Raw genomic sequence first — 21577 nt, forward strand, 5'->3', positions numbered from 1 at the left:
CGCCGCCGGGGGCCGCCGCGGGCGGCCCCCCCGCGGGGCGCCGGGGGGGGCCGGCGGGCGGGCGGGGCGCGGGGGGGGCCCCCCCCGGCGCCCCCCCCCCCGACCGGGGATCAGCGGCCGCGCAGCGCGCGGTAGCGGGCGACCAGCTCGGCGGTGGAGCTGTCCAGCTGCTCCGCGCCCTCGCCGGTGAGCAGTACCGGCTCGATCCGCTTGGCGAGCACCTTGCCCAGCTCGACGCCCCACTGGTCGAAGGAGTCGATGTTCCAGATCGCGCCCTGGACGAACACCTTGTGCTCGTAGAGCGCGACCAGCTGGCCGAGCACCGAGGGGGTCAGCTCGCCGGCCAGGATGGTGGTGGTCGGGTGGTTGCCCTTGAAGGTCTTGTGCGGGACGAGCTCGGCGGGCACGCCCTCGGCCACGACCTCCTCCGGGGTCTTGCCGAAGGCCAGCGCCTGGGTCTGGGCGAAGAAGTTGGCCAGCAGCAGGTCGTGCTGGGCGACCAGGCCCGGGAGCAGGTCGGCGACGGGCTTGGCGAAGCCGATGAAGTCGGCCGGGATGACCTTGGTGCCCTGGTGCAGCAGCTGGTAGTAGGCGTGCTGGCCGTTGGTGCCGGGGGTGCCCCAGACCACCGGGCCGGTCTGCCAGTCGACGGGGGTGCCGTCGCGGGTCACCGACTTGCCGTTGGACTCCATGTCCAGCTGCTGGAGGTAGGCGGTGAACTTGGACAGGTAGTGCGAGTAGGGCAGCACGGCGTGCGCCTGGGCGTGGAAGAACGCGCCGTACCAGACGCCGAGCAGGCCGAGCAGCAGCGGGACGTTCTCCTCCGGCGGGGCGGTGCGGAAGTGCTCGTCGACGAGGTGGAAGCCGTCCAGCATCTCGCGGAAGGCGTCCGGGCCGATGGCGATCATCAGCGAGAGGCCGATCGCCGAGTCGTAGGAGTAGCGGCCGCCCACCCAGTCCCAGAACTCGAACATGTTGGCGGTGTCGATGCCGAAGTCCTGCACGCCCCGGGCGTTGGTGGACAGCGCGACGAAGTGCTTGGCCACCGCCTCGGTGCCGGCGCCCAGGCCGTCGAGCAGCCAGTCCCGGGCGGAGACGGCGTTGGTGATGGTCTCGATGGTGGTGAAGGTCTTCGAGGCGACGATGAACAGCGTCTCGGCCGGGTCGAGGTCGCGGACCGCCTCGTGCAGGTCGGCGCCGTCCACGTTGGAGACGAAGCGGACGTCGAGGTCGCGCTTGGTGTACGAGCGGAGCACCTCGTAGGCCATCGCCGGGCCGAGGTCGGAGCCGCCGATGCCGATGTTGACGACGGTGCGGATCGGCTTGCCGGTGTGGCCCTTCCAGTCGCCGCTGCGGACGCGGTCGGCGAAGGCGGCCATCCGGTCGAGGACGGCGTGCACGGCGGGCACCACGTTCTCGCCGTCGACCTCGACCACCGCGCCGCGCGGGGCGCGCAGCGCCGTGTGCAGGACCGCCCGGTGCTCGGTGTTGTTGATCTTCTCGCCGCGGAACATCGCGTCCCGCAGCTCGGCGACGCCGGTCGCGGCGGCCAGCTCGCGCAGCAGCTCCAGCGTCTCGTCGGTGACCAGGTGCTTGGCGTAGTCCACGTGCAGGTCGCCGACCTGGAGGGTGTAACGGCGGCCTCGCTGCGGATCGGCGGCGAACAGCTCGCGCAGGTGGGTGTCGCCCAGTTCGGCGCGGTGCTTGGCCAGGGCGGCCCACTGCGGGGTGCGGTCCAGCGGGGTACGGGCGTCGGCGCGGGTCTCCGACATCGGTGGGTCCTCGATTCATCTGGGTGCAGAAACCGGCAGGGCCAGGCGTGAGGGGCCAGGCCGCGGGGGCCTGGGCGCGAGGTCGTGCGGGTACTGGTGGTGCGCCGACTCCGTTGACGGCCTGCCCGGGTTCAGCCTATGCAACCCCGGGCGCGGTCGCGCACATTCCGCCCGGCGGGCGCGGGTGGTGCGCCCCCGGGAGCGGACGGCCCGTCACTTCCGTTCGGACCGCAGGTCCAGTCCGCGCAGCACCTCGTCGACGAGCTCCGGATCGGCGCCGTCGCTGCGGGCGGCGAGCATCTCGCGGCGGGAGGCGGCGATCATCTCCTGCTCGACCTCCCGGGCGGCCCGCCACTGGGACATCCGCAGCTTGGCCTCGGCGGCCTCCTCCGCGGCGTAGTTCTCCGGGCAGAGCCGGGCCAGCCGGTCGTGCTGACGGTCCCGCAGGCGGTCGGCGACCTCGGCGGGCAGCCGGTCCTGCTCCTCCAGTTCGCCGAGCCGCCTGAGCCCGGCCTTGGCGGCCCGCCACCACAGCTGCCGCACGGCCTGCTCGTGCTTGTCCTGGTCGATGTCGAGTTCGAGCCGCTTGGCCAGCCAGGGCAGGGTGAGGCCCTGCACCAGGAGGGTGAAGAGCACCACGCTGAAGGCGATGAACACCAGGCGGCCGCGCTCGGGGAAGTCCTCCCCGGAGTGCAGGGTGAGCGGGATGGCGAGCGCGAGCGCGACGGTGGCCACGCCGCGCATGCCGGACCACCAGAGGATCACGCTCTCCTTCCAGCTGAACGGCGTGTCCTCGTCGTCGCCGGAGCGCAGCTTCTGCGACAGCCAGCCGGCCGGCAGCAGCCAGAGCAGCCGGACCCCGACGACCACGGCGATGACCACGGCGGCGTCGCCGAGGAAGCCGGTCCAGCCGCGGCCGGCCTCCTTGAGCACGGTGGCCAGCTCCAGCCCGATCAGGCCGAAGGCGACGCCGGTGATCAGGATCTCGACGACCTCCCAGAAGGCGTTGCCGACGAGCCGGTAGGAGACGGCGTCCGCGTCGGAGGCCCGCTCGGCGAGGTACAGCGCGCAGACCACGACGGCGAGCACGCCGGAGCCGTGGATCTCCTCGGCGACGGTGTAGGCGGCGAAGGGCACCAGCAGGTTGAGCGCGACCTGCTGGGTCGGGTCGTCCAGGCGCTCGGCGAGCTTGGTGTTGACCCAGCCGAGCGCGACGCCGACCACCACGGCCAGCACCGCGGACAGCACGAAGCGCAGCACCGCGTCGCCGGCCGAGAAGTCGCCGCTGACCATGGCCTCGATGGAGAGCGAGTAGATGACGATCGCGGTGACGTCGTTGAACAGCCCCTCGCTCTCCAGGATCGCCACCAGGCGGCGGGGCAGCCCGATGCTGCCGGCCACCGCGACGGCGGCGACCGGGTCGGGCGGGGAGACCAGCGCGCCGACCGCGATGGCGGCGGCCAGCGGCAGGGTGGGCAGCAGCCAGTGCACGGTGCCGGCCACGGCGACCGTGGTGACCACCACCAGGGCGACCGCCAGCAGCAGGATCGAGCGGGCGTTGGCCTTGAAGTAGCGCACCGAGGAGCGCCGGGCCACCGCGAAGATCAGCGGTGGCAGGACCAGCGGGAGGATCAGCTCGGGCTCGATGCTGACGTCCGGGATCTGCGGGACGAGTGCCATGACGATGCCGAGCAGGGTCATCAGCACCGGTTGTGGCACTCCGGTCTTCCGCCCGAGCGGCATGGTCACCACGGAGGCGAGCAGCACCAGGAAGAACAGGGGCAGCTGGCCCACGGGGAGGTTCCTCTCGACGACGGACGGCTGAGCGCCGCCCAGGATAAATCTGACAATGCGCCCATCGGTGTCGACACGCCGAACAAGGGCTTGACCTCAAGTGCACTTCAGGTCCGATGATCGTCGGCGTCGGAGGAGTCGAGGAGGGGTGGGAACGGGCATGAAGGCAGTCACCGTGACGGGCGACGGCGGTCCGGAGGTCCTGCGGGTCACCGAGGTGCCGGACCCGCTGCCGGGGCCGGGCGAGGTGCGGGTGCGGGTGTACGCGGCCGGGGTGCAGCCGGTGGACCTGGCGATCCGCGAGGGGTTCCGCCCGCCGGGGCCGGCGGTCGAGGTGCCGTTCGTCCTCGGCAACGAGTTCGCCGGGGTGGTGGACGCCCTGGGGCCGGATGCCGACGGCTGGCGGGTCGGGGACGAGGTGCTGGGCTTCCGGGTGCTGGGCTGCCAGGCCGACCGGGTCGTGGTCGGGGCCGACCGGCTGGTGGCCAAGCCCGCGGGGATGCCCTGGGAGCAGGCCGGCTCGCTCTCCGCCTCCGGCCAGACCGCGCACCTGGCGCTCACCGCGCTGGGGGTCGGCCCGGGCGACACGGTGCTGGTGCACGGCGCCGCGGGCGGGGTCGGCACGGTCGCCGTCCAGCTGGCCCGGGCCTGGGGCGCCACCGTCGTCGGCACGGCGAGCGAGCGCAACCACGGGTACCTGCGGGAGCTCGGCGCGGTGCCGGTCACGTACGGCGAGGGGCTGGTCGAGCGGGTCCGGGCGGCGGCGCCGCAGGGGGTGACGGCGGCCTTCGACGCCGCCGGGCGGGGCGCCCTGGAGGCCTCCGTCGAGCTGGTCGCCGACCGGGGCCGGATCGGCACCGTGGTCGACTACCCGGGCGCCGAGCGGCTGGGCGTCCGGGGGCTGCGGGGCGAGCGGACGGCCGGGCGGCTGGCCGAACTGGTGGCGCTCTGGGAGGCCGGCGGGCTGCGGCTGGAGGTCGCGGAGTCCTTCCCGCTGGAGCGGGTGGCCGAGGCGCACCGGCTGGTCGGCGCCGGGCACGTCCGGGGCAAGGTGGTGCTCACCCTGTGAGCCCCCGGGCCCCGATCCGGCCGATTGTGAGTTTCAGCCGCTGACCAGGTAATGTTCTCCACGTCAGCAGGCGCCGCTAGCTCAGTTGGTTAGAGCAGCTGACTCTTAATCAGCGGGTCCGGGGTTCGAGTCCCTGGCGGCGCACAGACAGCCGGAAGGCCCTTCGCGAGAGCGGGGGGCCTTCCGGCGTTCCCCGCCCGCCCGCGCGGCCGCCCGCCCCCTCCCCGCCCGTGGTGGCAGGAATGGTGGGAAACACGTCATTGCTGCCACCGCCCCCCGTTGGGAGGCTGGCCGTATGAGAGCGCGCAGCGTGGTCATCGTCCTCTTCGACGGCGTGCAGAGCCTCGACGTGACCGGCCCCCTGGAGGTGTTCGCCGGGGCGGACCGGGCGTCCGGGCGGCCCGCGGGGGCGTACCGGGTGACCACCGCCTCCCCCGGCGGCGGCCCGGTGCGCTGCCACAGCGGACTGCGGCTGCTGCCGGACGCGGACCTGGCGGAGGTCGGGCCGGTGCACACCCTGCTGGTTCCCGGCGGGACGGGCACCACGGGGCCGGACGCGGCGCTGGTCGCCCGGATCCGGGAGCTGTCCGGACGGGCCGAGCGGGTGGTGTCGGTGTGCACCGGGGCCTTCCTGCTCGCGGAGGCCGGACTGCTGGCCGGGCGCCGGGCGACCACCCACTGGGCCTACGGCGAGGAGCTGGCCCGGCGGTTCCCCGACGTCGAGGTGGACCCGGACCCGATCCACGTCCGGGACGGGCGGATCGCCACCTCGGCCGGGGTCACCGCCGGGATCGACCTGGCCCTGGCCCTGGTCGAGGAGGACCTCGGGCGGGAGACGGCCCTGCTGGTCGCCCGCCACCTGGTGGTCTTCCTGCGCCGGCCGGGCAACCAGGCCCAGTTCAGCACCCAGCTGGCCGCCCAGGTGGCGACCCGCCGGCCGCTGCGCGAGGTGCAGCGGTGGATCGCCGAGCACCCGGAGGCCGACCTCTCCGTCGAGGCGCTGGCCGCCCGGTCGGCGCTGTCGCCGCGGCACTTCGCCCGGGCCTTCGCCGCCGAGGTGGGGGTGACCCCGGGCCGGTACGTGGACGGGGTCCGGCTGGAGGCCGCCCGGCGGCAGCTGGAGGACACCGACCGCGGCGTCGAGGAGATCGCGCGCTCCTGCGGCTACGGCACCCCGGAGGCGATGCGGCGCGCCTTCGTCCGGGCCTTGGCCGCCCCGCCCGCCGAGTACCGCCGCCGCTTCCGACCCGAACCCACCGGAGGTCCCTGATGCGCGTCGCCATCCTGCTCTACCCCGACTTCACCGCCCTGGACGCGGTCGGCCCGTACGAGGTGCTGTCCCGGCTCCCCGGCGCCGAGGTCGTCTTCACCGCCGCCGAGCGGGGGCCGGTGCGCAACGACGTCGGCAGCCTGTCGGTCACCGCCGAGGCCGCCCTGGACGAGGTGGACGCGGCCGACGTCCTGCTGGTGCCCGGCGGCCCCGGCACCCGGGCCCAGCTCGCCGACCGGGCGGTGCTCGACTGGGTGCGCCGGGTGGACGGGACCACCGCCTGGACCACCTCGGTCTGCTCGGGCTCGCTGATCCTCGGCGCCGCCGGGCTGCTGGAGGGCCGCCGGGCCACTTCCCACTGGGGCGTCCTCGACCAGCTGCCCCGCTACGGGGCGGAGCCGGTCGGGGACGAGCGGGTGGTGATCGACGGCAAGTACGCGATCGCGGCCGGGGTCTCGGCCGGGATCGACCTCGCGCTCACGCTGGCCGGCCGGATCGCCGGGGACACCGCCGCGCAGGCGATCCAGCTGCTGATCGAGTACGACCCGCAGCCGCCGTACGCGTCGGGCGCGCTCTCGAAGGCCTCCCCCGAGGTGGTCCAGGCGGTGAAGCGCCTGCTGGAGGACTAGGGCGTGTCTGACAGTTCTCGCCGGGTGCGCGGCGTCGGGGCACGCACCTCGCCGCGCACCGGGGGGAAGGCGTGCCGGCGGGCGGCGGTGGCCACGGCGAGGACGGGGAGCACCAGTGCGAGCACCGTCCAGGGCAGCGCGCCGGTGCCCAGGCCGCCGAGGACCAGTCCGCCGAGCACGCCGCCGCCCGCCATCGCGGCGTTCCACAGCGTCACCAGGACGGCCTGGGCGGCGTCCGCCCGCTCCCCGGCCGCGTCGCCGAGCGCGGTCTGGAGCAGGGTCGGGGCGCCGCCCCAGCCCAGCCCCCAGGCCGCCGCCGCGGCGTACACCAGCGGCGTGCTGCCGGAGGCCACCGCGAGGACGGCCGCCGTCAGGGCGACCAGCAGCGCGCCGCCGATCGTCAGCTGCCGCAGCCGGCGGTGGATGTGGGCGCCGACCAGCCAGACGCTGCCCAGCGAGGCCAGTCCGAACACCAGCAGCACGGTGCCGGTGGCGCCGCCGAGGCCGGCCCGGTCGAGGAAGGGCGCGACGTAGGTGAACAGGAGGGTGTGCGCGAGCACGAAGAGCACCGTCACGGTGAGCACCGGGCGCACGCCGGGCACGGCGAGCGCCCCCCGGACCGGCGCCCGGTCACCGGTCGGCTGCCCGGGCTGGTCCGGCAGCAGGGCCACGATCCAGCCGATCACGACGAGCGCCAGTGCCGTCATGGCCAGGAAGGGCACCCACCAGGCGAGTGCCTGCCCGAGGAAGGTGCCGACCGGCACTCCCAGCGACAGCGCCACCGGCACGCCCGCCATCGCCACCGCCATGGCCCGGCCCTGCTGCTCGACCGGCACCAGCCGCCGGGCGTACCCCGCCAGCAGGGCCCAGGCGAGGCCGGCCGCGACGCCCGCGACGAAGCGGGCGGCCAGGGTGAGCGGGTAGTCGGTGGAGACCGCCGTGACGGTGTTGGCCACCGCGAAGCCCGCCATCGCGGTGAGCAGCAGCCGCTTGCGGCCCCAGCCGGCGGTGGCCGCGCTGAGCGGGATCGCGGTGAGCGCGGAGCCGACCGCGTAGACGGTGACGGTCTGCCCGGCCGCGGACTCGCCGACCCCGAGCGCCCGGCTCATCCCGGGCAGCACGCCGGCGGGCAGGTTCTCGGTGAGGGCGGTGACGAAGACGGCGGTGGCCAGGGCCAGCAGGGCGGGCAGCGGGAAGGGCGTGGAGGGCAGCGGAGTGGTGGTGGGTCGTGTGGTCGCCATGGGGACCATGCTTGGACCTCACACCGGTGTCAGGTTCAAGCACGGTCCGCGGGCGGTCGAAAGCCGCATCCTGCCGGTCCCGGACGGTCGGAACCGGCAGGCCGGCACCCGTAGGCCGGAACCGGCCGGCCGGAAGCATCCGGCCGGCCCCGGCCCGTCAGCGGCCGAAGTAGCCGTTGAAGTTCCTGGAGAACTCCTGCCCGCCGAACCGGTCCCAGTTGATCGACCAGGTCATCAGCCCGCGCAGGTTCGGCTGCGCCCCCGAACGCGGCACGTACGTCCCGCAGTTGGCCAGCCTGGTGAGGCAGTCAAGCGCCTTGTTCACCTCGGCCGGGGCGACGTAGCCGTTGCCCGCGTTGGTGGTGGCCGGCATGCCGATGGCGACCTTGGAGGCGGGCAGCGGCGGGAACACGTTGTTCGTGTTGCCCGCCACCGGGAAGCCCTTGAGCAGCATGTCGGTCATCGCGACGTGGAAGTCGGCGCCGCCCATCGAGTGGTACTGGTTGTCCAGGCCCATGATGGAGCCCGAGTTGTAGTCCTGGACGTGCAGCAGGGTGAGGTCGTCGCGCAGCGCGTGGATGACCGGCAGGTAGGCCCCGGCGCGCGGGTCCTGGCCGCCCCAGGGGCCGGATCCGTAGTACTGGTAGCCGAGTTGGACGAAGAACGTCTCCGGCGCCATGGTCAGCACGAAGCCCGGGCCGTACTTGGCCTTGAGGGTCTTCAGCGCGGAGATCAGGTTGACGATCACCGGGCTGGTCGGGTTCCTGAAGTCGGTGTCACCGGTGTTGAGGGAGAGCGAGTGGCCCTCGAAGTCGATGTCCAGGCCGTCCAGGCCCCACTTGTCGATGATCGCCGAGACCGAGCTGACGAAGGTGTCCCGGGCGGCCGTGCTGGTCAGCTGGACCTGGCCGTTCTGGCCGCCGATCGAGATCAGCACCTTCTTGCCCTGGGCCCGCTTGGCGGCGATGGCGGCCTTGAACTCGTCGTCCGACTCGACGGTCGGGCACTCGGTGGCCGGGCAGCGGTTGAAGCGGATGTCGCCGGAGGTGACGGAGGTGGGCTCGCCGAAGGACAGGTCGATGAAGTCCCAGGAGTTCGGGACGTCGGCCATCCGGGTGTAGCCGGCACCGTTGGCGAAGCTCGCGTGCAGGTAGCCGACCAGGGCGTGGCTGCCGGCCGGCGGGGTGGTGGGGGTGCCGGTCGGGGTGCCCGTCGGCGTGCCGGTCGGCGTCCCGGTGGGAGTCCCGGTCGGGGTGCCGGTCGCGGTGGGCGAGGCGGTCGGGGTCGGCGAGGCGGTGGCGGTGGGCGTGGGCGTGGGCGTCGGGCTGGGCGCGCCCGGGCCGTCCAACGAGACGTCGTCCGCGTAGTAGGTGCCCTGGCCGTACCAGCCGTGGGTGTAGACGGTGGCGCTGGTCTGGTTGGCGCCGGTGGTGAAGGCGACGCTGAGCTTCTGGTACGCGCCGCCCGTGCCCGGCGTCCAGGTGCTCGGGCCGCCGCCGTCCACGCCCAGGTAGACGTAGGAGCCGTTGACGAAGGCGCTGAGCGTGTAGGTGGTGTTGGGGGTGACGGTGACGGTCTGGCTGCACTGGGCGGTGTCGCCGGCCGTGGCGGCCGCGGCGAGCGCCCGGCTGCCGCTGTGCACCGGGGTGGTGACGACGCTGCCGGAGTTGCCGGTGCAGCTCCAGGGGCCGAGCGAGCCGGACTCGAAACCGCCGTTGGTCAGGAACTCGCCGGCCGAGGCGGCGGGCGCCAGGCCCAGCGTGACCCCGACGAGGGTGGCGGCGGCGACGGCGGAGGCGGTGCCGGCCGCGATCGCGGCACGGCGGTGTCCGGGAAGGGTTCTGCGCATGCGGGTGCTCCTGCGATGGCGCGGTCGTGGGGGACGTCCGAGGGCACGCCGGAGCACGCGCCACGTGGGGGGAACGGCCCGCTCTGGCGCCCAAGTTGGACTAGACCACTGAAGTGGATCCGGCCGGGCGGTGTCAATGGTCCAGACCGGTTCCCGAATCCTCCGGTTGCCGGGGGTGATACCCCGTCGAAGGATGGAGGGGTGACCCCGCCCGGCTACCTCCGCTACCCCCACCTCCACGGCGGCCTGCTCACCTTCACCGCCGAGGACGACGTCTGGATCGCCCCGCTGGACGCCGACGGCACCGGCACCGGCCGGGCCTGGCGGGTCGGCTGCGACCGCACCCGGGTCAGCCACCCCCGCTTCTCCCCCGACGGCGCCACCCTCGCCTGGACCAGCTGGCTCGGCCCGGCGCCCGAGGTGTGGACCGCCCCGGTCGAGGGCGGCCAGGCCCGGCGGCTCAGCTACTGGAGCAGCCTGGACACCCGGGTGCGCGGCTGGCTGCCGGACGGCGAGGTGCTGGCCGTCACCTCGTACCACGAGCCCTTCGGCCACTACACCTGGGCGCACACCCTGCCGCCGGACGGCTCCCCCGGCCGCCGGATGCCCTGGGGGCCGGTCGGCGACGCCCAGATGAGCCGCGAGCGGACCGTGCTGCTCACCGGCGCCGCCCCGCACGAGCCCGCCGCCTGGAAGCGCTACCGGGGCGGCGCCACCGGCCGCCTCTGGGTGGACGGCGAACGGATCCTGCCCGAGCACACCGGCCACCTCGCCGCCCCGATGCCGGTCGGCGACCGGATCGCCTTCCTCTCCGACCACGAGGGCATCGGCAACGTCTACTCCTGCCGCCCGGACGGCACCGACCTGCGCCGGCACACCGACCACGCCTCCTACTACGCCCGCGAGGCCGCCACCGACGGCACCCGGATCGTCTACCAGCACGCCGGCGACCTCTGGCTGCTGGACGGCCTGGACGCCCCCGCCCCGCGCCGGCTGCACGTGCCGCTCGGCGGCGCCCGGGCCGGCCGCCGCCCGTACCAGGTCAACGCCGCCGGCCAGGTCAAGGACCTCGCCTGCGACCGGACCGGCCACGCCGGGGTGATCACCGTGCGCGGCAGCCAGTACTGGCTCACCCACAAGGACGGCCCGGCCCGCACCCTCGCCGACACCCCCGGGGTGCGCACCCGGCTGCCGGTGGTGCTCGGGCACACCGGCGAGGCGGCCTGGGTCACCGACGCCGAGGGCGCCGACGCGATCGAGGTGGTGCCGCTGCCCGGGCACGACGGCGCCGGCCGCAGGCACCGCCGCCGGGTGCTGGCGGCCGGACGGATCGGCCGCGTGCTGGAGCTCACCGCCTCCCCGGACGGCGGCCGGCTCGCCGCCACCACCTCGGACGGACGGCTGCTGCTGGTCTCCGCCGAGGACGGCGGGGTGCGCGAACTGGCCGCCTCCGGCTACGGGCCGGTCTCCAGCGCCCGCTTCTCCCCCGACTCGCACTGGATCGCCTGGTCGGAGCCGGTCGCCGGGCGCTCGCTGCGCCGCATCCGGCTCACCCGCACCGACGCGCCGGCGGCGACCACCGACGTCACCGACGGCCGGTTCGAGGACGAGCAGCCGGTGTTCACCCGGGACGGCCGCTACCTGGCCTTCCTGTCCTGGCGCGGCTTCGACCCCGTCCACGACGTGCACACCGGCGACCTCTCCTTCCCGGTCGGCTGCCGCCCGTACCTCGTCCCGCTGGCCGCCGACACCCCCTCGCCGTTCGCCGCCCCGGCCGAGGACGGCCCCGCGCCGGGCGACGGCGACGGCACCGTCCGGGTCGACCCGGAGGGCATCGGCGAGCGGCTGCTCCAGTTCCCCGTCATCGCCTCCAAGTACTCGGCCACCGACGCGGTGCGCGGCGGCCTGGTCTGGCTGCGCTGGCCGATCTCCGGCACCCTCGGACAGACCTTCGCCAGCCCGGAGGAGACCTCGGGGCGCCCCTCACTGGAGCACTTCGACCTGGCCCGGGGCGTGCGCAGCACGCTGGTCGACCGGCTGGACGGCTACGCGGTCTCCGGGGACGGCAGCTCGATCGCGGTCTACTCGGCCGGGACGCTGCGGGTCCTCCCGGTCGCCGCCCCCGCCGCCGGAACCACCGTCGACCTGCACCGGATCACCCACACCGTGCACCCCGCCGCCGAATGGCGCCAGGCCTACCACGAGGCGGCCCGGATCGTCCGGGACCAGTTCTGGGACGAGCGGATGTCCGGCCTGGACTGGCCCGCGCTGGTCGCCCAGTACGAGCCGCTGCTGGAGCGGGTCTGCTCCCCCGACGACTTCGCCGACCTGCTGCGCGAGCTCCTCGGCGAACTGGGCACCTCGCACGCCTACGTCACCCCCTCCCGCCGCGCCGAGGGCCCCACCCTCGTCCAGCAGCCGCTCGGCCTGCTCGCCGCCAACGCCCACCGCTCCCCCGACGGCCGCTGGCTGGTCGACCGGGTGCTGCCCGGCGAGACCTCGGACCCGCGCGCCCGCGCCCCGCTGGCCGCCCAGGGCGTCCGCGACGGCGACGAGATCCTGGAGGTCGGCGGCCGCCCGGTGGACCCGCTGCTCGGGCCGCTGCCGCTGCTGGCCGGCACCGGTGGCACGACCGTCGAACTGGCCCTGCGCGGGGACCCGGACGGCCCGGTGCGGCGGATCGTGGTCACCCCGCTGACCGACGAGCGGCCCGTCCGCTACCAGGACTGGGTGTCCAAACGGCGCTCCCTGGTACGGGAGTACAGCGACGGGCGGTGCGGCTACCTGCACATCCCGGACCTCGGCAGCTCCGGCTGGGCGCAGTTCAACCGCGACCTGCGGCGCGAGCTGGACAAGCCCGCACTCGTCCTGGACGTGCGCGGCAACGCCGGCGGCAACGTCTCCGAGCTCGTCCTGGAGAAGCTCTCCCGGCCCGTCCTGGCCTGGGACTTCACCCGGGACCGCCACCCGGTGCGCTGGCCCCGGAACGCGCCGCGCGGCCCGCTGGTGGCGCTGGCCGACGAGGCCACCAGCTCGGACGGCGACGTGATCATCGCGGCGATCAAGCTGCTCGGGCTGGGCCCGGTGATCGGCACCCGCACCTGGGGCGGGGTGGTCGGGATGAGCGGGCGGCACACCCTCGGCGACGGCACCCAGATCTCGGTGCCGAAGAACGCCTCCTGGTTCGGCGGCGGGCTCGGCTGGTCGGTGGAGAACCGGGGGGTCGAACCGGACGTGCACGTGCTGCGCACCCCGCGCGACTGGGCCCGGGGGCGCCACCCGGAGCTGGTCGCCGCCGTCCGGCTCGCCCTGGACCTGCTGGAGGACGCGCCCGCCGCGGCGCCCCCGCCCGCCGACACCCCCCGGCCGGACCTGCGGCGCCCCCCGCTGCCGCCCCGGGAGAGGTGAGCCCGGGGCTCAGCCCCAGGGATCGCCCTCGGAGGTCATGTTCTCGGCGGCGCGCCGGTCGGCCTCCTCCTGGGCGCGCCGTTCCTGCTGCTCCCGGGTGCGCTCGACCTCGTCGCCGTACGCGTCGGCCCCCTCGTCGTGGGCGAGGGCCGCGCGCTGGGCGGACTGCGGGCCGGTGGTCTCCTGCTGCGGGCGGTTGAACCGCCTGTCGAAGATGCCCATGACTCCTCCAAACGGGACGCCGGGCTTGCCCCCACTCTCACACCGGGGCCGGACGGACGCACCTTGAGCCTTTGGTCCCTGGTGGTCGCGCCCAAGGGCCGTAGCGGCGGGCCCGCGCCCGGGCGGAGATTGGCAACCGTCGGTGACATCCACGCACCCCTGGAGCCCGCAGTGACCGTCGTACACCCCGGAAGTCCCGCCCGGCGCGCCGCCGAGGACCCGCACGACGGACCGCGCCGACGGGTCGGCCCGCTGGCCGCGCTGGACGGGCGGCTGCCCGGCACCCACGACCTGCTGCTGATGCAGTGCCCCAGCTCGCTGCGGCCCCTCGCGGGCGGAGAGCTGCCGGACTGGGCGCGGTCGGTGCTGCGGGCGCACCCCTGGGTGACGGTCGGCCGGGCGCCCGCGGTGGTCGGCAGCCCGGTGGACCTGCCGCACCCCCAGCGCTGCACCCGGGATCCGGAGGCGGCGCCGGAACTGTGGTTCCCGGTGACCGTGCGCGGCCCGCGCCCCGGCCAACGGCTGGACGCACTCGCCCCCTGGGCCGCGGTGGCCCGGACGCTGCGGCCCGAACAGCTCCCCGAGCGGCGCGCACGCCTGGCCCCCGAACGGCTGGCCGGCATCCCCGCCCTGGCCCTGCTGCCGGAGGTCGGCCGCCTGGTCGCGGACCACCGGCTGCCCTGGGGGCCGATCGGCGCCGTCGGCTACGAGCTCGGCACCGGCGTGCCGGTGGCCGGACCGCTCAGCCCGCTGCGGCTGGTGCTCCGCTCCCCGCAGCCGATCAGCCGGCGCGACGCCCTCCAGCTGCGCCGGGCGCTGACCAAGCTGCCGGTGCCCGTCCAGGCCGAAGTGGAGACCCGGCACGGCTCGGTCCAGCTCGCCGAGTACGCCTCCGGCGCGCACAGCCTCACCCTGCTCACCCCGGACGGGCCGCGGGAGGTGCACGACCCCTGGTTCCCCCGGGGGCCGTACGCCTGACGGGCGGCGCGGGCCCGGCGCAGGCCAGCGACCAGGTGGCGCGCTTCCCGTCCGGGTCGACGCACTCGAACGTCACGGCCGTGCGCAGGACGGTGCCGGTGAGGGGGTCGTGCTTCCTGGTGCGGCGCAGGAGGGCGCCCCTGCGTCCGTCGTGGTGGATGTACCAGCCGAAGCGGGGCGGCAGGCCGAGGTCCTCGACGCAGCCGCCGGCGCCGCGCTGCGGGCAGTGGCAGCAGGTCATGGTCTTCCCGGTGGTGTCGGCGGTGCTGCCCGGCCGCGCGGGTCAGGCGCGGCGGTTGGGCGGTCGGGAGCCGGAGCCCGCCGGACGGCGGCGGGGCGGGGCGGCGAGCTCGCGGGTCAGGGCGTGGAGGACGGTCGCCCGCCGAAGCCGGTCCGTCGCCTCGGCCAGCTCGGCGTGGAGGGCCTCCCAGGCGGCCTCGGTGCACGTCTCCCGCAGGTGCCGCTCGTCGGCGAGCAGCCGGGCGACGGCCGCGACCGTCTCGCGGCGGCGGGGGCTGAACCAGAGGACCGGTGGCGCGAACTGGAGGTAGCCGCCCCAGAGCCAGGACCAGGTGGTCCTGGGCTCGCGGACGAGGGCGAGGACGGTGCGGCCGAGGAAGACGAGCCGCGAGGGCGGGGTCACAGGTCGTCGTCCGGGGGCTGGTACCGGAGCCGGTGGCGGCCGAGGACCACCAGCGGTTCTTCGAAGGGCTGGCCGGCGAGGTACTCGGGGGACCAGGCGACGCCCCACCGGGCGCACGTCGGGCAGTTCCAGGTCTGCCCGGCGGCGTTGGCGTCGGCGAGCAGGTCGACCGGCGTCCCGCAGTCCGCTGCGGGGCAGGAGCCGCGGGCGGCGGTCATCGCGCGTCGGAGGCGGTCGGGAGGGGCCGGAGGCGGTCGGGGTCGACGGTCCGCTCCAGCCCACCGCCCACCGGACGGACGTAGGCGAGGCCGCCCCGGGCGTCCATGTAGACGACGGTCTGGCCGGTCGTCAGATCGGTGACCGACTCGCCGACGCGGGGGCGGTAGAGGGGAACAGCGGGGGTCTTCCTGCGCGCCATGGCGGCAACTCCGTTCCGTAGTGCATCGACTACCCAGGGCTGCCACTTTCGTCTAGACTACGAAGTCCTTCAACCTGTCATTTCTGCTTGGGGAGAGTGGGTCAGCACTCGTGAACAAGGTTGAGCTGGACCCCGATTCGTCTCCTGCCGCCAAGTTCGGCGCGGAGGTCCGCAGCGCACGCGAGGCGAAGGGGTGGACCCAGGAAGAACTGGCACATGCCATCGGCTATTCACCGACGCACGTGTCAGCCGTCGAAACTGGTCGACGCCCCCCAACCGCCCGTCTGTCACGCGAACTTGACAAAGCCTTCGGACTGGAGAACCACTTCTCCCGCAAGTCGCGCGACCTCAAGTCGTCGACCATCCTCGAAGGCTTCCCGGAGTACGTCGCGCACGAGTCCAGGGCGGTGGAGCTGAGACTGTTTGACCTGGGCATCGTGCCGGGGCTGCTCCAGACCACGGACTACGCAAGGGCCATCGCAGCGGGCGCCGTTCGGCGCGGCAGCATCACGGAGGAGCAGGCGGACGAACGCGTCGCCTACCTCGCCCGTCGCCAAGCGATCCTGCGCCGGGAGTCCCCGCCGCAGATCCATGCCGTCCTGGACGAGAGCTGCCTCCGGCGGACGGTCGGCGGGCGGAGCACCATGGCCGCCCAACTCGACGCACTCGTGGCCTTCGCCGCGATGCCCAACACCGTGCTCCAGGTGGCGCCGTACGCGATCGGCGAGGAGCGCGCGTTCGATCTCCCGGTGAACATCATCACCCTTCCGGACCGCTCCCTGATGTCCTACGCCGAATCGGCACACCAGGGACACCTGGAACGGGACAGCGGCGCGGTGCCACCGATGCTCACGGCCTACTATCAGCTACAGGCCGGCGCGCACTCGCAAGCCGCGTCCGTGGCCCTGATCAACCGGCTAAGGGAGGAACTGCCGTGACCGCCGAACCCCAGTGGTTCAAGTCCTCGTACAGCAGCAACGGAGGCAACTGCGTCGAGGTCGCGGGGAACCTGGTCGCATCCGGCGCCGTCCCCGTCCGGGACTCCAAGGACCCGGACGGCCCGGCCCTGGTCTTCCCCACCGACGCCTGGCAGTCCTTCGTCTCCGCCGTCCGCGCGGGCCGGTTCGGCACGGACTGACCCGGCCCGCAGCGGCCACACGGGCCGTTGCCCGGCCGACGGGATCACCGCCACGGCGCCGTTCGGGAGGTCCGTGGCTCCGAGCGGTTCGGCCTCACCGTCGGACCCGACGGCCGCTCCGTACGGCTGGACGACGAGGCCGCCCGGCTCCCCGCCGCGGGCCATCTCCGGGTACCGTCCGGAGAAAATCCCGGGGGGATGTCAAGACGGCCGTGTCCGCTCCGACGTCAGGGTGTGCGGCGCCCCGCTGCACGGTCACGCGACAGGAGCCCCAGCCATGGAACAACTGCTCAGAGTCATGAACTTCAACGTCTCCAGCGACGGCGTCGCGGCCGGGGAGGCGCAGAGCTTCGAGCTGCCGTTCGGCCTCGACCGGCCGGAACGGCTCTTCGCCTGGGCCGGGGCCACCGCGAGCTGGCCGATGCGTACCGACCCCGGGGGCAGCCGGGGCCTGGACGACTACTTCACCCGGGACTTCGCCCGCGACATCGGTGCCGAGATCATGGGCCGCAACAAGTTCGGCCCCCAGCGCGGCCCCTGGCAGGACCAGGAGTGGCGGGGCTGGTGGGGCGACGAGCCCCCGTTCCGCACCCCGGTGTTCGTCATGACCCACCACCCCCGGCCGTCCTTCACGCTCTCCGACACCACCTTCCACTTCGTCGACGGCGATCCGGCCACCGTGCTCGCGCAGGCGCGGGAGGCCGCCGCCGGCCGGGACGTCCGCCTCGGCGGCGGGGTCACCACCATCCGCCAGTTCCTCGACGCCGACCTCGTGGACACCCTCCACGTCGCGGTGTCCCCGGTGGAGCTCGGCGACGGCCTGAAGCTCTGGGACTCCCCCGAGGACCTCCTCGACCGCTTCCACCTGGAGGTCGTCCCCAGCCCGAGCGGCGTCACCCACCACCTGTTCTGGCGCCGCTGACGCGCCGCGGGCCCCACTGCCCGCTCCGACGGGCAGGGGGGCCGCGCAGCCCGGGCGGCGTCAGCCGGTGACGCTGGGGGCGCCCGTCTCCAGGTGGCCGGTGAAACGCTGGGACCAGCTGCTGTCGGCGTCCACGGTGACGGTGAAGTCGTACCAGCCGTTGTTGTACGCCACGGCGTTGAAGAAGTCGCTCACGCTGCCGCCGGCCGGGACCTGGTACGTCCAGGGGCCGTCCGTACGGTAGTTGTTGGAGGCGATCGTGAACGTGACCGGGGTGCTGCCGGAGTTGGCGAGCCTGAAGTAGAGCGCGAGCTTGCCGGTGCCCGGCTCGACCGCGTAGGAGGCGGTGACGGCGGCGTTCCTGCCCGCCTTGGTGGCGTCGCCCTTGAAGCGGCGCAGGAAGCGGTTGGGGCCGATCACCGTCAGGTCGTACGGCCCGCCGCCGAAGTTGGTGCCGCAGTTGAAGAAGTCGCTGGTGCTGCCGCCCGGGTCGACCGTGTACTGCCAGGGCCCGCCGCTGCGGTAGGCGTTGGCGTAGGCCGCGAAGTGCGCCGACCTGGTGGCGGCGGCGCCCCCGTTGTCCATCGCGATCCAGACCTTCATGACCCCGCCCGAGCCGAACTCCAGGTGGTCGAGGTTGGCGTTCGGCTGGTACGGCAGGGCGCGCGCGGGCCGGGTGCCGGGCTCCTGCACCGGCAGCTGGTTGTTCACCGGGGCCGGGTTGGGCAGCGGGGCGCAGGCGGACAGGCCGATGGTCTGCGAGGTGTCGGGCAGCGCCGGCAGGCCGTAGACCGGGTTGGCGAAGTCGAACACGCTGGTCAGGTCGCCGCACACCCGGCGGCGCCAGTCGCTGATGTTCGGGCAGGTGGCGGGCTTGCCGAGGGCGGCCGTCCAGACCTCCAGGAAGCGCAGCACCGAGGTGTGGTCGAAGGTCTCGGAGTTGACCCAGCCGCCGCGGGTCCAGGGCGACACGGCGATCAGCGGGACGCGGAAGCCGAGGCCGATGTTGGTGCCGTTGTAGAACTCGCCCGGGGTGCCGGCCGGGGCGACCGGCGGCGGGACGTGGTCGAAGAAGCCGTCGTTCTCGTCGTAGTTGACGAACAGGACGGTGGAGTTGAAGACGTCCGGGTCCGCGTTGAGCGCGTCGATCACCATGTGGACGAAGTGCGCGCCGTCCGCCGGGGTGGCGTACGGGTGCTCGGAGGAGGCCTGGTCGGGGACGATCCAGGAGACCTGCGGCAGCGTCCCGGCCAGTACGTCGGCCCTGATCGCGGCGGCGATGTCGTCCGGTGTCCGGCCGGTGGCCTTGGGCACCGAGCCCATGCCCTTGACCGCGAGCGGGCTGCCGGCCGGGGCTCCGGAGAACTGGCTGAAGTACGCCAACGCGTTGTCGCCGTAGTTGTCGGCGGCGTTCTGGTAGACCTTCCAGCTGACGCCGGCGCCCTCCAGCGCCTCGGCGAAGGTCTGCCAGCGCAGGCCCTTCTCGTCACCGCCGTCGTAGGCCGGGCCGCCCGCGGCGCCGGACGGGTCGATCTGGCCGGACCAGTGGTAGGTGCGGTTGGGGCCGGTCGCGCTCAGCACGGAGCAGTGGTAGGCGTCGCAGACCGTCCAGTTCTCGGCCAGCGCGTAGTGGAACGGGATGTCCTGGCGGGTGAGGAAGCCCAGGGTGCGGACGTTGCCCTTGGCGGCGACCCAGGAGTCCATCTTCCCGCCGTTCCAGGCCTTGTGCTGGTCGCTCCACCCGTGGGAGAGGTCCCCGTTGCACTGGGCGAGGCGCGCCGGGTCCGCTCCGCCGGCCGGCTTGGTCTGGCTGAACTGCCACGGGTACTGGCGGGCGAGCAGGCCGTTGGGCTGGTTGAAGACGCTGTAGCCCCCGGCGATCTGGACGGCGGTGCGGTCGGCGAACCCGCGCACGCCGCGCAGCATGCCGAAGTAGTGGTCGAAGCTGCGGTTCTCCTGCATCAGGACGACCACGTGCCGGGCGTCGGCGATGGTGCCGGTGGTGCCGGGCGCGGCGGTGGCCGCGGGGACGGCCCCGGCCTCCTGGGCGGCACCCGCGGCGCCGGCGCCCGCCACGGCGAGGCCTGCCGCGGCGGCACCGGAGAGCGTGACGAACTTCCTACGACTCAACTCGGCCATCAGCCCGGTCCGTCCCTTCGCTGGCGATGTTGTGTACACAAGTGGGGGCCATCGATCGCGGAGAAGTCTCCACCGCGGTCGAGCCGGCCCACCAGGTACCGGCGACAGGTTTGGCGGACTGTTCGCCCGGTGGTCACCGAACGACGCCGGGCTGAACGGACGAAGGGGCCGACGTGCCCGGCCGGGGTGCTCAGCGGTCCTTGACCTCGATCCCCAGCGCGTGGGCGAACTGGGGTGCCAGCTCCAGCAGTTGGGTGGAGCTGATGACGGCGCCGCGCAACCCCTGGTGGCCGTCGGCCAGACCGAGCCGGACGGCGCCCCGCAGGTCGGTCCGGTTCAGCGTCGCACCGCGCAGCCGGACCTCCTCCAGGGTGGAACCGGGGAAGGACACGCTGGTCAGCCGGGCCTCGCCGAAGTCCACGTCGCGCAGCAGGCAGTCCTCGAAGACGACGTCCCGCAGGACGGCCGAGCGCAGGTTGACCGCCTCCAGCTTGCAGCCCCGGAAGACCACCCGGCGCAGCGCCGAGCCGTACCCGGCGACCCCGGCCAGCACCCCGCCGACGAAGGAGCTGTCCTGCCACTCGGAGTCGCTCAGGTCACAGGCGACCCAGCGCCCGGCCTGCACCCAGACCTCGTTGAACCGGGCCTGGCGCAGCTTGACCCCGCTGAGGGCGACACCGGTGAAGGCGCACTCCAGGAAGGCCGCCCCGGCACCCGACTCGTCGGTGTGCTCGCCGCCGTCGAAGTGCGCGGTGTCGTACCGCTCGTCGCTGCGCAGCGGCCCGGTGTGCGGGCGCAGCAGTTCGGCGTACGGGAGGTCGGCGAGCCGGTCGGGGGCGGATCGGGGCATGGCGGTGGCTCCAGGCGGTCGGGGTGTACGGGTCTCGGCCGCATGCTCGCACGCGGCACCGACAACGCCCGGGAGCGACGGGGCCCCTGACCGGCGACGTCCGGAACCGGTGAGTGGTCCGGAACCGGTGGGTACGCGGGACCGGTGGGTGCCCGGAACCGGCGACGCCCCGGACCGGCCGCGACGGGGCGGCCGGTCCGGGGATCACCGCTCGGACGGGTCGGACGGGTCGGGCGGGGCCGACCCGGCGGGCCCGAGGGTCAGCCGCGCGCCCAGAGCGAGTTGACCCGGCTGCGCTCGGTGCTGTTCGGGTACGGGTTGGTGCAGGACGTGCCGGGCCCGCCACCCGACATCAGCTCGCTGCACGGGCCGGAGTAGTGGTCCGGCAGGCCGAGCACGTGGCCGGTCTCGTGGGCCACCACGCGCACCGAGCTGTACTGCTGGTTCTGCTGGTAGTCGAGGAAGACGTAGCCGCGCCCGTGGCCGTCGGTGCTGGCGTAGGAGCCGCGGCTGTCGTTGCCCTCGTAGTAGCGGAAGTCGGCGGCCGAACCGGACTGCAGCTTGACGTTGGTGACCGAACCGTTCCAGATCTGCGCGGCCTGGGATATCTGGTTGCGGAAGGACGGGGCCGAACTGGCGTCATAGGTGACGGTGACGGTCGCCAGGCCCGGGTTGGCGGCCTGCTTGGCCTTGGCGGAGGCCATCACGGCCTGGAAGAAGGCCTGGTTGTTCGCGGCCTCCGCGGCCGAGCCGGCGTACGTCGAGGCGGTGTAGCCCTGCACGGCCGGGGCGGCCGGTGCCGCGGCGGCGGCAGTGGTGGGCAGCACCGCGAGGCCGGCCGCGAGGGCGAGGCCGAGGGTGGCGGACAGCACGGATCGCTTCATGTGGGGGCTCCGGTTCCTGAGGTGCCGTGGCCGGTTGGGGGCCGGCCCGGGGGGACACCTGGTCAACGGGTGGTGTCCCCAGAGCTTCGGGCAACCCGGTGGGCGCGCGGATGATGCCAACCCGCGATAACTCCGTCCAATACCCCTGCTATGGAAGTGGTTTGAGCTGTCTTTTCCTCGCCTTGACTCAATCGTGCCCCTGGCATTCCGTTCCGCCGGGAGCTAGGCTCCGTCCGGGGAAGTACCCGGAGTGGGGGGGGGGCCCCCGGCGGCCCCCGGGGGCCCCCCCCCCCCCCCCCCCCCCCGCCGCCGCCCGGGCCCCCCCCCCGCGGCGGCGGCGCCCCCCCCCCG

The 21577-nt window shown here is 74.2% G+C and carries 19 protein-coding genes and 1 tRNA gene; 9 read left to right on the top strand and 11 right to left on the bottom strand.

Annotated elements, in window-relative coordinates; translation table 11 throughout:
* Positions 1-110: 110 nt before the first annotated feature.
* The gene (pgi, locus tag ACH5AR_RS27660) at positions 111-1772 is read right to left on the bottom strand and encodes a glucose-6-phosphate isomerase (RefSeq protein WP_396304230.1); all 1662 of its coding nucleotides are present in this window, start codon (positions 1770-1772) and stop codon (positions 111-113) included.
* Positions 1773-1985: 213 nt separating this feature from the next.
* On the bottom strand, positions 1986-3566 hold the full coding sequence (locus tag ACH5AR_RS27665) for a Na+/H+ antiporter (protein ID WP_396304231.1): 1581 nt from the start codon (positions 3564-3566) through the stop codon (positions 1986-1988).
* A gap of 160 nt (positions 3567-3726) precedes the next feature.
* Here ACH5AR_RS27665 and ACH5AR_RS27670 point away from each other — a divergent pair, with 160 nt between their 5' ends.
* The 4 genes from ACH5AR_RS27670 (at position 3727) to ACH5AR_RS27685 (ending at position 6534) form a co-directional block, all read left to right on the top strand.
* A complete protein-coding gene (locus ACH5AR_RS27670) occupies positions 3727-4635 on the top strand; it encodes an NADP-dependent oxidoreductase (protein WP_396304232.1) in 909 nt (302 codons plus the stop codon).
* Positions 4636-4705: 70 nt separating this feature from the next.
* Positions 4706-4779 (top strand) — tRNA-Lys (locus tag ACH5AR_RS27675).
* 151 nt (positions 4780-4930) lie between these two features.
* A complete protein-coding gene (locus tag ACH5AR_RS27680; protein ID WP_396304233.1) occupies positions 4931-5905 on the top strand; it encodes a GlxA family transcriptional regulator in 975 nt (324 codons plus the stop codon).
* Positions 5905-6534, top strand: a complete 630-nt coding sequence (locus ACH5AR_RS27685) for a DJ-1/PfpI family protein (RefSeq protein ID WP_396304234.1) — start codon at positions 5905-5907, stop codon at positions 6532-6534. The genes ACH5AR_RS27680 and ACH5AR_RS27685 overlap by 1 nt, the downstream gene beginning before the upstream one ends.
* Here ACH5AR_RS27685 and ACH5AR_RS27690 read toward each other — a convergent pair.
* Complete coding sequence (locus ACH5AR_RS27690; protein WP_396304235.1) at positions 6531-7775, bottom strand: MFS transporter; 1245 nt, start codon at positions 7773-7775, stop codon at positions 6531-6533. The two genes, ACH5AR_RS27685 and ACH5AR_RS27690, sit on opposite strands and share 4 nt — an antisense overlap.
* A gap of 157 nt (positions 7776-7932) precedes the next feature.
* Complete coding sequence (locus ACH5AR_RS27695; RefSeq protein WP_396304236.1) at positions 7933-9624, bottom strand: chitinase; 1692 nt, start codon at positions 9622-9624, stop codon at positions 7933-7935.
* Positions 9625-9639: 15 nt separating this feature from the next.
* Between ACH5AR_RS27695 and ACH5AR_RS27700 the strand changes: the two genes are divergently transcribed.
* Positions 9640-13032, top strand: coding sequence for a S41 family peptidase (locus ACH5AR_RS27700; RefSeq protein WP_396304237.1), 3393 nt, complete (start codon positions 9640-9642; stop codon positions 13030-13032).
* A gap of 9 nt (positions 13033-13041) precedes the next feature.
* Here ACH5AR_RS27700 and ACH5AR_RS27705 read toward each other — a convergent pair whose 3' ends face one another.
* Positions 13042-13254: a hypothetical protein gene (locus ACH5AR_RS27705; RefSeq protein ID WP_396304238.1), complete on the bottom strand. Its 213-nt coding sequence runs from the start codon at positions 13252-13254 to the stop codon at positions 13042-13044.
* Positions 13255-13425: 171 nt separating this feature from the next.
* Between ACH5AR_RS27705 and ACH5AR_RS27710 the strand changes: the two genes are divergently transcribed.
* Positions 13426-14232, top strand: coding sequence for a phosphoribosyl-dephospho-CoA transferase MdcG domain-containing protein (locus ACH5AR_RS27710; RefSeq protein ID WP_396304239.1), 807 nt, complete (start codon positions 13426-13428; stop codon positions 14230-14232).
* A gap of 283 nt (positions 14233-14515) precedes the next feature.
* Here the strand turns inward: ACH5AR_RS27710 and ACH5AR_RS27715 are convergent, their stop codons facing one another.
* From ACH5AR_RS27715 to ACH5AR_RS27725, 3 genes are read right to left on the bottom strand one after another with little or no spacing between them, the layout of a single operon-like run.
* A complete protein-coding gene (locus ACH5AR_RS27715; protein WP_396304240.1) occupies positions 14516-14875 on the bottom strand; it encodes a hypothetical protein in 360 nt (119 codons plus the stop codon).
* Complete coding sequence (locus tag ACH5AR_RS27720) at positions 14872-15093, bottom strand: hypothetical protein (RefSeq protein WP_396304241.1); 222 nt, start codon at positions 15091-15093, stop codon at positions 14872-14874. Before ACH5AR_RS27720 ends, ACH5AR_RS27715 begins: the two co-directional genes overlap by 4 nt.
* Positions 15090-15293, bottom strand: a complete 204-nt coding sequence (locus ACH5AR_RS27725) for a hypothetical protein (protein ID WP_396304242.1) — start codon at positions 15291-15293, stop codon at positions 15090-15092. Before ACH5AR_RS27725 ends, ACH5AR_RS27720 begins: the two co-directional genes overlap by 4 nt.
* 110 nt (positions 15294-15403) lie before the next feature.
* Between ACH5AR_RS27725 and ACH5AR_RS27730 the strand changes: the two genes are divergently transcribed.
* From ACH5AR_RS27730 to ACH5AR_RS27740, 3 genes are all read left to right on the top strand, one after another.
* Positions 15404-16231 carry a Scr1 family TA system antitoxin-like transcriptional regulator gene (locus tag ACH5AR_RS27730; protein ID WP_396304243.1) on the top strand — a complete coding sequence of 276 codons (828 nt, stop codon included), beginning with the start codon at positions 15404-15406 and terminating at the stop codon, positions 16229-16231.
* Entirely contained in the window at positions 16228-16431 is a 204-nt protein-coding gene (locus ACH5AR_RS27735; RefSeq protein WP_396304244.1) for a DUF397 domain-containing protein, read from the top strand. Before ACH5AR_RS27730 ends, ACH5AR_RS27735 begins: the two co-directional genes overlap by 4 nt.
* 277 nt (positions 16432-16708) lie before the next feature.
* Positions 16709-17353 (top strand): dihydrofolate reductase family protein, encoded by a 645-nt coding sequence (locus tag ACH5AR_RS27740; RefSeq protein ID WP_396304245.1) that lies wholly within the window; start codon positions 16709-16711, stop codon positions 17351-17353.
* A gap of 60 nt (positions 17354-17413) precedes the next feature.
* Here ACH5AR_RS27740 and ACH5AR_RS27745 read toward each other — a convergent pair whose 3' ends face one another.
* From ACH5AR_RS27745 to snpA, 3 genes are all read right to left on the bottom strand, one after another.
* Positions 17414-19492, bottom strand: coding sequence for a phosphocholine-specific phospholipase C (locus ACH5AR_RS27745; RefSeq protein ID WP_396304246.1), 2079 nt, complete (start codon positions 19490-19492; stop codon positions 17414-17416).
* 190 nt (positions 19493-19682) lie between these two features.
* The gene (locus tag ACH5AR_RS27750) at positions 19683-20342 is read right to left on the bottom strand and encodes a pentapeptide repeat-containing protein (RefSeq protein ID WP_396304247.1); all 660 of its coding nucleotides are present in this window, start codon (positions 20340-20342) and stop codon (positions 19683-19685) included.
* Between the two features lie 260 nt (positions 20343-20602).
* Positions 20603-21226 (bottom strand): snapalysin, encoded by a 624-nt coding sequence (snpA, locus tag ACH5AR_RS27755; RefSeq protein ID WP_396304248.1) that lies wholly within the window; start codon positions 21224-21226, stop codon positions 20603-20605.
* Positions 21227-21577: the final 351 nt, after the last annotated feature.

Origin of the sequence: Kitasatospora sp. NPDC018619, from assembly GCF_044391605.1 — a bacterium.
GTDB lineage: Bacteria > Actinomycetota > Actinomycetes > Streptomycetales > Streptomycetaceae > Kitasatospora.

Coding starts and splice junctions, on each gene's coding strand:
- ACH5AR_RS27695 (WP_396304236.1), bottom strand. CDS start 9,624: ATGCGCAGAACCCTTCCCGGACACCGCCGTGCCGCGATCGCGGCCGGC.
- ACH5AR_RS27670 (WP_396304232.1), top strand. CDS start 3,727: ATGAAGGCAGTCACCGTGACGGGCGACGGCGGTCCGGAGGTCCTGCGG.
- ACH5AR_RS27725 (WP_396304242.1), bottom strand. CDS start 15,293: ATGGCGCGCAGGAAGACCCCCGCTGTTCCCCTCTACCGCCCCCGCGTC.
- ACH5AR_RS27680 (WP_396304233.1), top strand. CDS start 4,931: ATGAGAGCGCGCAGCGTGGTCATCGTCCTCTTCGACGGCGTGCAGAGC.
- ACH5AR_RS27720 (WP_396304241.1), bottom strand. CDS start 15,093: ATGACCGCCGCCCGCGGCTCCTGCCCCGCAGCGGACTGCGGGACGCCG.
- ACH5AR_RS27750 (WP_396304247.1), bottom strand. CDS start 20,342: ATGCCCCGATCCGCCCCCGACCGGCTCGCCGACCTCCCGTACGCCGAA.
- ACH5AR_RS27685 (WP_396304234.1), top strand. CDS start 5,905: ATGCGCGTCGCCATCCTGCTCTACCCCGACTTCACCGCCCTGGACGCG.
- ACH5AR_RS27700 (WP_396304237.1), top strand. CDS start 9,640: ATGGCGCGGTCGTGGGGGACGTCCGAGGGCACGCCGGAGCACGCGCCA.
- ACH5AR_RS27745 (WP_396304246.1), bottom strand. CDS start 19,492: ATGGCCGAGTTGAGTCGTAGGAAGTTCGTCACGCTCTCCGGTGCCGCC.
- pgi (WP_396304230.1), bottom strand. CDS start 1,772: ATGTCGGAGACCCGCGCCGACGCCCGTACCCCGCTGGACCGCACCCCG.
- snpA (WP_396304248.1), bottom strand. CDS start 21,226: ATGAAGCGATCCGTGCTGTCCGCCACCCTCGGCCTCGCCCTCGCGGCC.
- ACH5AR_RS27705 (WP_396304238.1), bottom strand. CDS start 13,254: ATGGGCATCTTCGACAGGCGGTTCAACCGCCCGCAGCAGGAGACCACC.
- ACH5AR_RS27690 (WP_396304235.1), bottom strand. CDS start 7,775: ATGGCGACCACACGACCCACCACCACTCCGCTGCCCTCCACGCCCTTC.
- ACH5AR_RS27740 (WP_396304245.1), top strand. CDS start 16,709: ATGGAACAACTGCTCAGAGTCATGAACTTCAACGTCTCCAGCGACGGC.